Annotated in this window: 14 protein-coding genes and 1 rRNA gene; 9 read left to right on the top strand and 6 right to left on the bottom strand. The window is 25.8% G+C overall.

Going from position 1 to position 14,689, the window contains the following annotated elements:
* Positions 1 to 2: 2 nt before the first annotated feature.
* The 6 genes from Q7K47_06765 to Q7K47_06740 form a co-directional block, all read right to left on the bottom strand.
* Positions 3 to 3,071 carry a UvrD-helicase domain-containing protein gene (locus tag Q7K47_06765; protein ID MDP0506924.1) on the bottom strand — a complete coding sequence of 1,023 codons (3,069 nt, stop codon included), beginning with the start codon at positions 3,069 to 3,071 and terminating at the stop codon, positions 3 to 5.
* On the bottom strand, positions 3,049 to 5,706 hold the full coding sequence (locus Q7K47_06760; protein ID MDP0506923.1) for a PD-(D/E)XK nuclease family protein: 2,658 nt from the start codon (positions 5,704 to 5,706) through the stop codon (positions 3,049 to 3,051). Before Q7K47_06760 ends, Q7K47_06765 begins: the two co-directional genes overlap by 23 nt.
* Before the next feature lie 129 nt (positions 5,707 to 5,835).
* A 5S ribosomal RNA gene (gene rrf, locus Q7K47_06755) occupies positions 5,836 to 5,952 on the bottom strand.
* A gap of 37 nt (positions 5,953 to 5,989) precedes the next feature.
* Complete coding sequence (locus tag Q7K47_06750; GenBank protein MDP0506922.1) at positions 5,990 to 6,262, bottom strand: cysteine-rich small domain-containing protein; 273 nt, start codon at positions 6,260 to 6,262, stop codon at positions 5,990 to 5,992.
* Positions 6,246 to 6,734 carry a toxin-antitoxin system YwqK family antitoxin gene (locus Q7K47_06745; GenBank protein MDP0506921.1) on the bottom strand — a complete coding sequence of 163 codons (489 nt, stop codon included), beginning with the start codon at positions 6,732 to 6,734 and terminating at the stop codon, positions 6,246 to 6,248. Before Q7K47_06745 ends, Q7K47_06750 begins: the two co-directional genes overlap by 17 nt.
* A 13-nt stretch (positions 6,735 to 6,747) precedes the next feature.
* A complete protein-coding gene (locus tag Q7K47_06740) occupies positions 6,748 to 7,188 on the bottom strand; it encodes a SoxR reducing system RseC family protein (GenBank protein ID MDP0506920.1) in 441 nt (146 codons plus the stop codon).
* A gap of 245 nt (positions 7,189 to 7,433) precedes the next feature.
* Here Q7K47_06740 and Q7K47_06735 point away from each other — a divergent pair, with 245 nt between their 5' ends.
* The 9 genes from Q7K47_06735 to Q7K47_06695 all read left to right on the top strand — a co-directional run bounded on the left by Q7K47_06735 (position 7,434) and on the right by Q7K47_06695 (position 14,689).
* On the top strand, positions 7,434 to 8,153 hold the full coding sequence (locus Q7K47_06735) for a hypothetical protein (protein ID MDP0506919.1): 720 nt from the start codon (positions 7,434 to 7,436) through the stop codon (positions 8,151 to 8,153).
* A gap of 2 nt (positions 8,154 to 8,155) precedes the next feature.
* Entirely contained in the window at positions 8,156 to 8,734 is a 579-nt protein-coding gene (locus tag Q7K47_06730; GenBank protein ID MDP0506918.1) for a Maf family protein, read from the top strand.
* Between the two features lie 15 nt (positions 8,735 to 8,749).
* On the top strand, positions 8,750 to 9,796 hold the full coding sequence (locus Q7K47_06725; GenBank protein ID MDP0506917.1) for a rod shape-determining protein: 1,047 nt from the start codon (positions 8,750 to 8,752) through the stop codon (positions 9,794 to 9,796).
* 62 nt (positions 9,797 to 9,858) lie between these two features.
* On the top strand, positions 9,859 to 10,407 hold the full coding sequence (gene scpB / locus Q7K47_06720; GenBank protein ID MDP0506916.1) for an SMC-Scp complex subunit ScpB: 549 nt from the start codon (positions 9,859 to 9,861) through the stop codon (positions 10,405 to 10,407).
* 18 nt (positions 10,408 to 10,425) lie between these two features.
* Positions 10,426 to 11,139, top strand: coding sequence for a pseudouridine synthase (locus tag Q7K47_06715; GenBank protein ID MDP0506915.1), 714 nt, complete (start codon positions 10,426 to 10,428; stop codon positions 11,137 to 11,139).
* 22 nt (positions 11,140 to 11,161) lie between these two features.
* A complete protein-coding gene (gatC, locus tag Q7K47_06710; GenBank protein MDP0506914.1) occupies positions 11,162 to 11,449 on the top strand; it encodes an Asp-tRNA(Asn)/Glu-tRNA(Gln) amidotransferase subunit GatC in 288 nt (95 codons plus the stop codon).
* 28 nt (positions 11,450 to 11,477) lie between these two features.
* Entirely contained in the window at positions 11,478 to 12,941 is a 1,464-nt protein-coding gene (gene gatA, locus Q7K47_06705) for an Asp-tRNA(Asn)/Glu-tRNA(Gln) amidotransferase subunit GatA (GenBank protein MDP0506913.1), read from the top strand.
* Positions 12,941 to 14,377, top strand: a complete 1,437-nt coding sequence (gene gatB, locus Q7K47_06700; protein MDP0506912.1) for an Asp-tRNA(Asn)/Glu-tRNA(Gln) amidotransferase subunit GatB — start codon at positions 12,941 to 12,943, stop codon at positions 14,375 to 14,377. Before gatA ends, gatB begins: the two co-directional genes overlap by 1 nt.
* Before the next feature lie 93 nt (positions 14,378 to 14,470).
* On the top strand, positions 14,471 to 14,689 hold the full coding sequence (locus Q7K47_06695; protein ID MDP0506911.1) for a hypothetical protein: 219 nt from the start codon (positions 14,471 to 14,473) through the stop codon (positions 14,687 to 14,689).

The raw sequence follows: 14,689 nt of genomic DNA, 5'->3' as shown, positions 1-14,689 counted from the left end.
TCCTAAATATTTTCAATCTTAATTTCTAAATATATCTTTTCTATATTATAATCTTGCAAAACTCCTAATTTTTCCAAAGATTCTGAAATTAATTTTTCATAATTTTCAATCTGTTCTTCCTCATGTCCCCCTGTTTTATAATCTACTATGGATACCTTTCCCATTTCATTAGAAGTTGCTTTTTTTATCATTAGTCTATCAATTCTATACAGACTTTTTTCTTCTTCTGAGTAAATAGGATATTCATTATAAACTAAATCCCAAGATTTTGAAAAGATTTCACTATTTTCCCTTATATTTTTTTCTACAAACTTTCTAGAAAATAACTTTTCTAAAAAATTCTCTTCATATAAAGCTCCATATTTTGAAATAGTCTTTTCTCTAGCTCTTATTATTTCATTATCAGAAGCATATTTAATATTTTCAAAAAAATAATGGACAACTGTTCCTAAAATTTTCTTTTCTTCCCTATCAATACTAAAATTTTCCCTATCATTTTTTATTTTTTCTATATTCTCATCCATCTTCTCTTGATCATATGATAACTGACTAAAATCAATATCCATTTCTAAAATTTTATTACTTCCCTCTTCCTTTGATTCTTCTTTAGTTAATAAAACTTCTCCCATATTATAAATTAGTTGATTTTTTAAATAACTTTCATTTAGAACCTTTTGAAAAACACTTGTTTTACTAGTCCTATCTACAACTATAAATAAATTTTTCTTAGGTCTTGTTAAAGCAACATAGACATTATTAACCTCTTCTTCATTTTCTTTTCTTTTTTTATCACTTAAATAATCAAACTGATCTTCTAAATAATTAAAAATCTTTTCATAAGTACTTTCTGTTATTAAATAATCTTCAACTTTTTTATAATCTTTGCTTATTTTTATATTAAATTGAAAACCTCTATTTGGAAAACTATTTGTTTCCTTATGAATATAAAAAACTGTATCAAATTCAAGACCCTTAGATTTATGAATAGTCATGAGAGCTACACCATTATATTCTTTAGTAGATTCCTGCCTATATTCACTAGAATCATTATTTTCTCTAACTTCTTCTAATAATTCCTCTATAAAAGCAAAACTTTTACATTTTTCTGTAAATTTATAAAGATTTTTAATATCACTTTCGCTATTATATTTATCAACAATTGCAAATTCCTTTATTATTTTTTCTATAACTTCAGATAATATAAATTCATTTTCATCATATAATTTTTTATATTTAATTATTTTTTCATATACTTTTTTCTCTTCTTCATTTTTAAAATTAAAATCTTCTAAATCTTCAATATTTAAAAGTAATTCTTTTAAAGAATCATCACCTATAAATATAAGATCATCCCTTAAAAATTCAACTAAATAAAAAATATTCTCTGTTACAAAATATTTAAATAAAGTTAAAATAGGAGAAACAACCCTTGATTCAAATATACTAAGTCTAGTCTCTAAAAAATATGGAATCTTATTTTCTGAAAGAAGAAATGCCATTTTATTTAAAATTTTATTATTTCTAGCTAAAATTCCTACTCCCCTATAATTTTCATTATAATTTTCTTTAAGGAGCTTTATAATTTGTTCATAGGAAAACTCTTCATCCTTATTATCTCCCCTAGTATAAACTCCTACAAAACCTTCATTTTCTTTTTTGTTTCCTTTAACTTCTAAAAAATCCCAGTTTATTTCAGTTAAATTTTCAGAATAATTTTTAAAGAAATTATTTGTAAAATCTATTATTCTCTCTTCACTTCTATAGCAAGTATCTAAGTTTTCAACCTGGGAATTTAAAATATCTGGTAAACTCATGAAAAGATCCTTATCTCCATCTCTCCATCCATATATACTTTGCTTTTCATCCCCAACACAGATTATATTTTTAGCACTTTCAATAAATGGATTTAAAATCTTCCATTGAACTACACTAGTATCTTGAAACTCATCTATGAATACTGTACTTGCGTTACTTTCAAGAATCTCCCTCATATAATCTGTTATTTTATTTCCTTCAAGTAAATTAAGCTTGCTATCTCCAATATATTTAAGAGTATAGTTTGTTATATCACTATGAGTAAACTTATGTTCCTTAAATTTTATCTCATCATATATCATATAGATATAATCTAAAAACGATAACATTTCCCTTTCATATGATATTACCTTAGAATTATATATTCTTTTAGAAACTTCAGTTTTCAAGCTATCCATTATTTCCATTTCTTCTTCAAATAATTCTAAAACATACTCATCTTTCCCAGCTCTTATCTTTCTTCCATCAAAAATATATTTGTCATCTAATATATTTTTCCAATTATTTAAAATAAACTTTTCCTTATCAAAATCATCTTCTAAATCTAAATAATCCTTATATGGCTTTTTAACATGCTCTACTATCGGAACATTTTCTTTCTTCTTATATTCTCTAATTTTTTCCAAAACATCTAGCATTTCTTCTATTTTTGTAATTTTATTTTCAACCTCATAGGGCAATCTTTCTTTCTTTTCAATTAAAATATATTTCCATCTATGATTTATTATGCTTCCTAGAGTTTCTATATGATTTTCTATATTTCTTTCTAAATTTGTTTCAAAAAATTTCTGGAAAAGTCCAAAATTCTTTTCACTAGAAGTTATCTTCTCAAAACATTTTTTTAAAATTTCATAATTTTCAAAATCCTCTATAATTTCAAAGGAATTTATATTTAACATTTTTGATATGGAATTTTTAAATATAATATTTTTAAATCCATCAATAGTATAAACTTTTAGATTATCTTTATTTAAAATAACCTCTTTATATATTTTTCCTATCTCCTCTTTTTTTAAATTTATATTAGGATATAGATTTTCTATAGATTCTTTTAAGTTTATCCCCTCTTCTTTCATTAGATATAGATCTTTTAAGAATTCAATTATTCTCTTTTTTATTTCTGAAGTTGCCTTTCTTGTAAAAGTCATAACTATAATATCATTTTGAGATTCTCCCTTTATTAAAGAAATAACATATTCAAGTGCCAATCTATAAGTTTTTCCTGTTCCTGCACTAGCCTTTAATATCTTCTTCATTCTTATAACTCTCCTCCCTTCTACAAATTTTTGCATAATCACAATTATTACATAGGGACTTCTTATGAGTTCTCTTATAATTTTTAGTTTTTACAAATTCTAAGAATAGTTCATTTAAACTCTCCTTAGTGAATATATTTTTTCTTTCAACTATCTCTTCCATTTTAAAAACATTGTACATTATTTTTTCTGTTTCTTTTAGGGCCCCATACATTATTATAGAATAAATATCAAGCTGTCCATCTTGTCTTCCACCAGTTTTATAATCAACTAATGTATTTCCTTTATTCGTCTCTATGGCTAAATCTATTCTTCCCTTTATTAAAATTTCAGGATATTCCTTTAAGTTTGAATAATCACTTTTATAAATCTTTTCCTTCTCACTATAAAAACTTTTAATCTCTTTATTTTTAAATCTTTTTTCCAAAGAACGATAGAATTCAAATATACTATTTTTTATTGCAGGATAAATTATCTTATTTAAATAAATATCCACATAAACTGGAACCTTCATCTTATCTGATTCCTTTGCCATTTTAATATATTTATCTAGGATTTTTTCTTGAACTTTAAAATCAGCTCTCTTTTCTATCTGATCTCTCATTATTATTCCAACTTGCTCAAAAATTTTATGAACTGTAGTTCCTAGTAACCTAAGAGATGTCCCATAAGAAATTTCATCTTCCTTTTCAAGCTTCATAATTTTATTTAAAAAATACTTATATTCACAAGAAGAAAGCATAATTACATCATAAGCTCCAAGGGATATTTGATTATCCTTTAAATTTTTAAAATCCTTTTCTATTTCATTTTCTCTTCTTAAAACATTAAAATTTCTTTTTTCATATAGACTTTTTTCTATTATTTTATTTATATTTTCTTCTGATAAATTCTTTTTTTCTATCTCTAAATTATTTTCTAAAATTAATTCTTCTAAAAACATAGATTTTTCCAAACCAGTTTCTTCATTTTTCTTAGTAAAAATAATACTTTCCCTTGAATTAAATACCCCTTGAACAAATCTTTGCTTTATAATATTTATTTTTTCATCTAGGGTTACAAAATTATTTTCTTCTCTTTGGCTTTGGGTAAAAATAAAAGAATCCTTTATATTTCCTGGTAATTTATCATTTGTTATATCTATAAAATAACTATCTCTACCATAATTTAATCTTGCATCTTCTATATTTTTTATTAAGCCAACTGTTTTTTCTGATTTTTCCCTATCAACTTCTCTTATTTCTATTCCTTCTAAATATTTTATTAATAATTTATAAATTGAAGCTCCAATATTTTCTTTAAATAAGCTTTTAAAACCAAGTGGGCCACAAAGTCTTTCACTTGATTTTATATTTCCTAAAACTTCATAAAATTTATCTATGAAATCCTTATAATTCATTTCTTCAAATTTATCTAGGCCAATTTCCTTTAGATAATTATAAAATTCATCTATACTTGTATAATTTGAAAGATTTCTTAGATCATTATAAATTTTATTAAAACCTTCTCTAAAAGCTTCCACCTCTTCTCTTTCAAAATTATATTTTTTTATTATCCATCCTATATTATCTTCTTCTATAGTATTTGGATTTAAGTATCTATATTCATTTTCAATTAACAATTTATAATATTTTAAAATATTTTTATCAATATTATAAATTTCACAAAATGTTTCATCATTTAGACACTGGACTAAAAATTCTACATTTATCCCCTTTTCTTTTTTATATTCAACTGAGTTTAATAAATCACATTGCTTATCCATAAATCTATAAAGTTTAGTATCATCTAGAACCTTTAACTTTTGTGATTTGAAATATTTAGGTAATATTTTATGAAAATTATTCATTTCAGGATTTGGAGAAAAAATATCAAAGGGATTTTCACCTTCCTTGTGTAAATATATTAAGTTCAACATCTCTTCTAAATCTTCATTAGTTTCATAAACTTGAACTTGAATATTTTTTATCCCCTTTAATGAAACTTTTTCTAATTTCAATAGCTCTTCATTATAATCTTCTTTATTACATTGTAAATATAATTCTATATTTATTTTTTCTTCTATTTCTCTTATTATTCTTTTATGCAAATTTGAAAAATCAAATATATCTACAAATATAATATTATTATAGAACTTTAAAAAATCATCATTAAAATTATCATAATTTTCTAACCAGTCACTTGGTAAATAATTATTTTCTTCTAAAAATTCATCATATTTATATTTTATTCTATCAAATCTATTAATATAATCCCCTTGCCATTTTTGAAGATTTACTATATCCTCAGTTAAACTAAGATTTTTTTCTTTATAATATTTAAAAAATAAATCTGCTAAATCTATAATGTCATAATAATTATTTATATTTAATTCTTTTTTTATTTCTTTATCTAAAACTTTATAAAAAGTAAGAGGTCTTTTAGCATCTGTTAAAAGCATTTTATTTGTTTTAAAAATAAATTTATTAAATTCATCCAAAGTTAATAATCTTCCCTCTGGCTTCAATATATTCTTTTCTCTATTTTTCATATATGTATTTTTTAATGAATAATCACTAAAAACCATAATTGTTCTTTCATCTGACTTTAATTTTTTTAAAAAGTTATCCTGATATTGAAAATATTTTATTTCCATATTATCCACGTCCTCTTAAATTATTTTATATACAATCTCATTATACTAAATTTTTATAAAAAAAAATACCACAAAGAAATTTGTGGTATTTGTTATATATAGTTATTTAATTAGTCTAAAAATATAAAAGCTTAGAAACTTCCTATCCTCCCAAAGGGCTGCCCCCTAAGTACTTTCGGCGTTTACAAGCTTAACTTCCAGGTTCGGTATGTGGCTGGGTGTACCCTTGTAGCTGTTGTCTCTAAGCGAATATTATAGTACCATACCTGATAGTTAATGTCAACTATTTTTTAACTTTATTTATAACTTCTTTTATTTTAATCTGAACATGATCATAACCTATATCTTTCACATGAGGCAAGATACAATTAGAACAGTCCTTTATTCCTTTAGAATTATACTTGAAATTTCCTCCGCATTGATCCCCTAAAGAATATAAAGGACAATAACAAAAAAGACAATTAAAATTTCCTTCAGGATTTTTCATTTTGTGGCAAGGAAAATATTCACACTTTTTATTTTGAAAAAATTTATAATTTTTAGTTTTTCTTTGCATTTTCTTTCCCACTTGCATATAAGGCATTTCTTTCTAAAATATCATAATATTCCATACTATAACTTCTCCAGCTACCAATAGGTTTCCCTTTTTTTAGTTTTCCCGCTATCCTAAGTTTCCCATCAGAATAAAATATTTTATAATCTCCATTATCCATACCTTTTTTATATTCTGTTTCTAGATATTTTTCTCCATTTGAACTATATAATATATATTTTCCATGAAGCTTTCCATCTTTCCAGTTTTCTATAGATTTTAAATTTCCATTAGTATAAAATGTCAGCCATTTCCCATTAGGTTTTCCATTTTTATAAAATTCTCTGTCTCTTTTATTTTTTACCATTCCTGTAAAGGGGCGTTTTGTAATTCTATTAATTGTAATTCCATTTACATCTTTTACTTGGTTATAATTCAATGTTGAAGAATAAGAAAATATACTAATTATAAACATAAGCACAACTATTTTTTTCATAGCCCCTCCATTTTTAATGTTTAACATCACAAGTATCTTGATCTATTTGCCCATCATCTTTTTCAACTTTTAAAACTTCCATTTGAACTTTTTCTTTTACTAAAAATCTATCTATCAAATGTATTACTCCAAATGTAATAGCTAAAAATAAAAATGATAAAGCAGCTGATCCTTTTTCTGTATATCCTAATTTTGTTCCAACATTAAATCCTACAATCATCATTATAATTGGAACTATATATACTAAGAATCCTATTTTTAAAAACTTAGAATCTTTCATTTGAAACGTTACAATATCCCCTATTTCAACATCTTGGTCTACTTCAAGCACCAATTCTTTAGCTACCTTTGTATCTTCACCACATCCTGAACAATGTGAACAAGTACTTTCTCTGTACATTCTAAGTGTAACTTTCTTTCCGTTTATAGCAACCACTTTTCCACTACTTTCCATATTAACCTCCTTTTTCCTTACCCTATAATTTATTAACATAAAATTATTCTAACATACCTTAATTTTTGTAAATAAAATTATTCTAGTTCTATTTTATAGTCTATATATATTTTATACCATTTATTTATCAAAATTGTCAACAATTACTCTCTTAACACCTTCTTTATTTCTTGAAAACTTAGTTTTGTTATGATAAAATGTAGTGTGTGATAGATTTTTATATCGTTTAAATTTTAGGAGTAAATATGAGTTATTTTGTTAAACATTTAACTAAATATTTCGGTCTATTCTATATACCTTTTTTAATTGTTCTTATTTCTGATTTTTTTATAATTTTTATAAAGGATAAAAACAAAAAAACATTTTATAGAACTAGATTATTTTTTGGAACTATTTTTGTTATAGCATTAACAATATTAGTTTTATTTTTAAAATTATATTTTTCTGGATATTTAAATGAATTTAATATAATACAATATGGACTTATAGATTTAAATCTTGGTTTTATTGTTATTTACTTTGCAACATATTTATTTGAAAATATTAAATTGCATTTAATATGGACCTTACTTGGAGTTATAATATTTGTCTGTTCTTTTTTCCTAGTTGGAAAAGAAATAATTAGATTTTTTAAGTTTCTCCATCTTAAGAATAAAAAAATTAAAGCCTTAAAATTACAAAAAGCTTTAATTGATCAGCAAATCGCAGCAAAGGAAGCCTTAGAGAAAAAACAACTACAAGAATATGAAAAGAAACAACATGTTATGGATTTAACTATTCAAGAAAAAATAGATGAAGCTATTGAACATAAAACTTTACCTCTTTTTCAAGAAGATGAAATTGATAATATTGATGGTGACAATATAAATATTGAAGAAATTATTGAAGAAGAAATTGTTGAAGAAGAAATTAGTTTAGAAAATATAGATATAGAAAATAAAGAAAAGAAAGACGAAGGAGAATAATTATGATTCTTGCATCAAAATCTCCAAGAAGAAAAGAAATTCTTGAAAATTTTGGTTTCAATTTAAAAATTAAAACTAAAGAAATAGAAGAAGTTAGTTCTAAAGAAAGTATCATTGATCAAATCAAAGATATTTCTAATAAAAAAGCTTATGAAATTGCAAATGAAAATAAAGATGAGTTTGTTGTAAGTGCTGATACAATAGTTTGTATAAACAATAAAATTCTTGGAAAACCTAAGAATGAAGAAGATGTTTATGCCATGTTAAGAGAACTTTCTGGAAAAGCCCATGAAGTTATTACTGCTTTTTCAATAATAAATATTAATAAAAATATACATTATTCAGATGCTGAAATCACAAAAGTTTTCTTCAATGAAATTAGCGATGCTGAAATCAAATGGTATATTGATACAAATGAACCCTTTGATAAAGCTGGAAGTTACGGGATACAAGGAAAGGGAGCTTTGTTTGTAAAAAAAATTGAAGGAGATTTCTTCTCTGTAATGGGATTTCCTTTAGGTAAATTTTTAAGGTCTTTAAAAAAATTAAATATAGATTTAGATTGTTTAGAAAAATTATAACTTGAGGTGAATTTAATGAAAAACATATTTAACAAATTTTTAAGCCTATTTTCTGAAGATTTAGGAATAGACTTAGGTACCTCTAATACACTTATCTGTGTTAGAAAAAAAGGCATACTATTAAATACTCCTTCCGTAGTAGCTTTTAATAGCAAATCAAAAGATGTTTTTGCTGTGGGAGAAGAAGCTAAAAGTATGATTGGTAGAACGCCTGCCAACATAGAAGCTATCAGACCTCTTAAAAATGGAGTTATAGCTGATTACGAAGTTACTGAAAAAATGTTAAGAACTTTTTACAAAATAGTAACTAATGGAAAAAAATTATCTGCACCTAGAGTTTTAATTTGTGTTCCTGCAGGAGTTACTCAAGTTGAAAAAAGAGCAGTAATAGATATCAGTAGAGAAGCTGGAGCTAGAGAAGCATTTCTTATAGAAGAGCCTATGGCAGCTGCTATTGGAGCTGGAATAGATGTATTTAGACCAGAAGGAAACTTAATAGTTGATATAGGAGGAGGAACTTCTGAGATTGGAGTTGTTTCCCTAGGAGGAATAGTTATTACTAAATCTTTAAAAGTTGCAGGGGATAAATTTGATTCTCTTATAATTGATTATATTAGAAAAGCTCATAATATCCTTATAGGTTATAAAACTGCTGAAACTTTGAAAAAAGAAATTGGAGCTGCTATTAAATTAGAAGAAGAATTAACTTATGAAATCAGTGGAAGAAACCTTATCTCAGGACTTCCTGTAAATATTGAAGTTACTTCTAGTGAAATTTCTTCTTGTTTAGAAGAAACAACTGACTTAATAGTAGAGGAAATTAAACTTATACTTGAAAAAACTCCACCTGAATTATCAGCTGATATAAGAAAAACTGGAATTTATTTAACTGGTGGTGGAGCTTTACTTAGAGGACTAGATAAAAAACTTTCTCATTCTTTAAAATTGAACGTCACTGTTGTTGAAAATCCTTTAAATTCTGTAATTGATGGTATATCTATTTTCTTAGAAAATTTCAATAAATATGTACCAGTTCTAATGTCTACTGAAAATAATTATTAATTTTAGTTCATAAATGTAGAGTTATATAACTCTACATTTATATTTTAATAGGAGGAAAATTTTTGAAAAATCAAAATCAATTGGATGAAATCAAAAATCAAATTGAAGCCATTTTATTAATAGGTGGTGAAGATATAAAAATAAAAGACTTATGTAAATTCTTTTCCCTTTCTATTGATAAAATAATTCCTATCATATATGAATTAAAAGGTGAAAGAAAATATTCTGGAATAAATATAGAAGTTAATGGAGATTATATTTATCTTGTTTCAAATGCTAAATATGGAGAAATTGTAAATAATTTCTTTGAACAAGAAAAAAAACCAAGAAAATTATCTGCTCCATCCCTTGAAACTTTATCCATAATAGCTTACAATCAACCTATTACTAAATCTGAAATAGAAAGTATTAGGGGAGTTAAAGTTGATAGCATCATAGGAACTATGGAATCTAAAAAGTTTGTTAGAGTTTGCGGTAAAAAAGATAGTATTGGAAGACCCAACCTTTACGAGGTTACTGAAAAATTTCTAAAATATTTAGGAATTGATACTGTTGAAGAATTACCTAATTATTTTGAAATAAAGCAACAATTAAATGAATTAAACAATTAAATTTTAAAAGGATAAAAAATGGAAAAAATGAGAATAAACAAATATTTAGCTAGTTTAGGAATTGATTCTAGAAGAGCAATCGATAGAATGATTGATGAAGATAGAATTACTGTAAACGGACAATTAGCTCAGTCAGGATTAAAAGTTGATGATAAAGATAAAATCTTTATTGACGGAGTTTCAATAAGAAAAAAGAAAAGTGAAAAACTATATTTTATGGTAAATAAACCCCAGAAAGTTTTATCTGCTGTTAAGGATTCTAGAGGGAGAAAACTTGTCACTAACTTAGTAAAGACAAATGAAAGAATTTTCCCAATAGGAAGACTTGACTATGAAACTGAAGGATTAATCATTTTAACAAATGATGGAGAAATTTATAATAAAGTTATCCATCCTAGAACTGAAGTTTATAAAACTTATTATGTTGAAGTTTTAGGAAGTGTTCGTATGTCTGATTTAAATAAAATTAAAAAAGGAATTTTAATTGATGATCAGTTAACTTTACCTGCAAAGGCAAAGGTTATCTCTTCAACAACTACTCGTACTACACTTAACGTAGCTATAAAAGAAGGAAGAAACAGACAAATTAGAAAAATGTTCGATCATATTGGACATAAAGTTATATTCTTGAAAAGAATAGCTATTGGAAATCTAGAGTTAGATCCTCGTTTAAAACCAGGGGAATCTAGACCACTTAAAAAGAAAGAAGTAAATTATTTAAATTCTATTTAAAATCAAAATTAGGAGGAAACAAATGGCTTTAACAAAAGAAGAAGTACTAAATGTTGCAAAACTTGCAAGGCTTGAATTTAGTCCTGAAGAAATTGAAAAATATCAAGAAGAACTTAATGATATATTAAACTATATTGATATGTTAAATGAAGTTGATGTTAGTGAAACACAAGCATTATCTCAAGTAAATGATGATGTTAACAACTTAAAAGAAGATGAGGTAAAACCATCTCTTTCTGTTGAAGAAGCTTTATCTAACGCTCCAGAATCTATTGATGGATCGTTAATCGTACCTAAAGTTATGGGATAATTAAAATTTAATCTAGGAGGACTTTTTCATGAATAATATTTGTAACTTTACAGCTTTAGAGCTTAGAGATAAAATAGCAAATAAAGAATTATCTGCTGTGGAAGCTTTAACTGCTGTATATGAAAAAATAGAAAAAACTGATGATTTAATCGGAAGTTTTATTTCTTTGAGAAAAGAAACAGCTTTAAAAGAAGCTAAAATAATCGACGAAAAAATAGCAAATGGAGAGGAAGTTGGAATTCTTGCTGGAGTACCAGTTTCAGTTAAAGATAATATGGTCTCTTTAAATGATTTAACTACATCTTGTTCTAAAATTCTTTATAATTATAAAGGAATATATGATGCTACTGTAGTTAAAAAATTAAAAGAAGCTGGAGCAATCATCATCGGTAAAACTAATATGGATGAATTTGCAATGGGAGGAAGTACTAAAACTTCTTATCATAAATTAACTAAAAATCCTTGGGATACTTCAAAAGTTCCTGGTGGAAGTAGTGGAGGAGCTGCTGCTTCTATTGCAGCTAAACAATGTTTTATTTCCCTTGGTTCTGATACTGGAGGAAGTATTAGACAACCTGCTTCTTTCTGCGGAGTTGTAGGAATGAAACCAACTTATGGTAGAGTATCTAGATATGGATTAATGGCTTTTGGTTCTTCTTTAGATCAAATTGGACCTCTTGCTAAAAATGTATCTGATATTGCTTTAACTATGAACGTTATTGCTGGATATGATGACTATGATGCTACAGTTAGTCCAAAAGAAGTTCCTGATTATACAAAATCTTTAAATAAAGATATTTCTGGAATGACAATTGGGGTTCCAAAGGAATATTTTGTAGAAGGAATGGATTCTAAAATAAAAGAAATTATGGATGAAGCTTTAGAAAAATTTAAATCGTTAGGAGCTAAAATCGTTAATATATCTTTACCACATACTAAATATGCATTACCTACTTACTATGTTCTAGCTCCAGCTGAAGCTAGTTCAAATCTTGCTAGATTTGATGGAATAAGATATGGTTATAGAAGTCCTAACGCTAAAGATTATATTGATTTATACGTTAAATCTAGAAGTGAAGGATTTGGAGCAGAAGTAAAAAGAAGAATAATGATTGGTACTTATGTTTTAAGTGCTGGTTTCTACGATGCATACTTCAAAAAAGCTCAAAAAGTTAGAGCACTTATTAAAAATGATTTTGATAAAGCATTTGAAAATGTTGATATCATCTTCACACCTGTTGCTCCTTCAACTGCTTTTTCTCTTGATGCAGTGAAAACACCATTAGAATTATATCTAGAAGATATATTCACTCTTTCTGCTAACCTTGCAGGAGTTCCTGGTATATCAATTCCAGCTGGAATTGCTAATGATTTACCTGTAGGTATTCAATTATTAGGAAAACATTTTGAAGAAGAAACTTTAATTGCAGCAGGACATGCTTTTGAAAAAATAAGAGGGGAATTTAATCTTCCTGAAGGAGCTGATAAATAATGAATAAAAAATGGGAATCAGTAATTGGACTTGAAGTCCACCTTCAACTTAAAACTGGTACAAAAGTTTGGTGTAATTGTAGTACTGACTATGATTCTGACAAACCTAATACACATACTTGTCCTATATGTTTAGGACATCCAGGAGCTTTACCAAAACTTAATAAAAAAGTTTTAGAATATGCTATTAAAGCAGGACTTGCTTTAAACTGTAAAATAAATAATGAAAGTACTTTTGATAGAAAGAACTATTTCTATCCTGATACTCCTAAAAACTATCAAATAACTCAATTTGATAATTCTTATGCAGGAAGAGGTTATCTTGATATCAACGTAAATGGAAAAGAAAAACAAATTGGAATAACTAAAATCCAAATAGAAGAAGATGCAGGAAAATCTATACATGGAGTTAAGGAATCTTATATAAACTTCAACAGAGCTTCTATGCCTCTTGTTGAAATAATTTCTGAACCTGATATGAGATCTTCTGAAGAAGCTTATGAATATTTAACTCTTCTTAGAAATACTCTAAAATATACTGGAATAAGTGATGTTTCTATGGAACTTGGTTCTTTAAGATGCGATGCTAATATTTCAGTTCACCATGAGGGAGAACCTTTTGGAACTAGAGTAGAAGTTAAGAATTTAAACTCTTTTAAAGCTGTTGCTAGAGCAATAGATTATGAAATAAATAGACAAATAAATACTATTGAAGATGGAGGATCTATTGATCAAGAAACTAGAACTTGGGATGATGAAACTCAAATAACTAAGGTTATGAGAAGTAAAGAAGAGGCTATGGACTATAGATATTTCCCTGAACCTGATTTATTAAAAGTAGTTGTTACTGATGAAGAGATTGAAAAAATTAGAGAAACTATGCCAGAAGATATAGTTGCTAAAATAAATAGATTTGTAAATGATTACAAACTTCCTCAATATGATGCTGATATTCTTTGTTTAGATATTGAATTAGCAAATTATTTTGAAGAAGTTGTAAAAGAAAGCAATAATGCTAAAACCAGTGCTAACTGGATATTAACTGAAGTTTTAAAATATCTAAAAGATAATCATATTGAAATTAATGATTTCCCTATTTCAGCTAAAGATTTAGGAAAAATTATTGAATTAATTGATAAAAATATAATATCTTCTAAAATAGCTAAAAAATTATTTGAAATTAAACTTAAGGATGAAAGAGATCCTGAAACTATAGTTAAAGAAGAAAAAATGGCACAAGTTGCTGATGAAGGTGCTATTGAAACTTTAGTAGAGGAAGTTCTTAATAACAACCCTAAATTAATTGAAGATTATCATAATGCTGATGAAGGTAGAAAACCTAGAGTATTAAAAGGTCTTATGGGACAATGCATGAAACTTTCTAAGGGTAAAGCTAATCCTAAAATGGTTACTGATCTTTTACTTAAAAAACTTTAAATTTTACTTGTAAATTTAGTAAAATTTAGCTAAAATTATAATACATTAATAGGTAATTAATCTTATTTGTAAATAAACGAGGGAGGTATGCCAATGTTAGAATTATTAAAAGAATTAAATTCAGAAAAATTTGATATTGTATGTGCTGGAAGAAAATATTATAGTGTTAAGATTATTGAATGCAAACTTAACTTTTTAGTTGTTGAAACTAAACAAGATAATAGAATGTTAGTAAATGTAGACTCTATTTCAACTATAACTCCTGCAAAGGATTTTGCATATGGAACTATAGTTAAAAATATTAGATTATAA

The organism is Fusobacterium sp. JB019 (assembly GCA_030673965.1).
Lineage (GTDB): Bacteria > Fusobacteriota > Fusobacteriia > Fusobacteriales > Fusobacteriaceae > Fusobacterium_B.
Note: the sequence above shows the minus strand (reverse complement) of the source record. Positions and strands in the feature narration are given on the sequence as shown.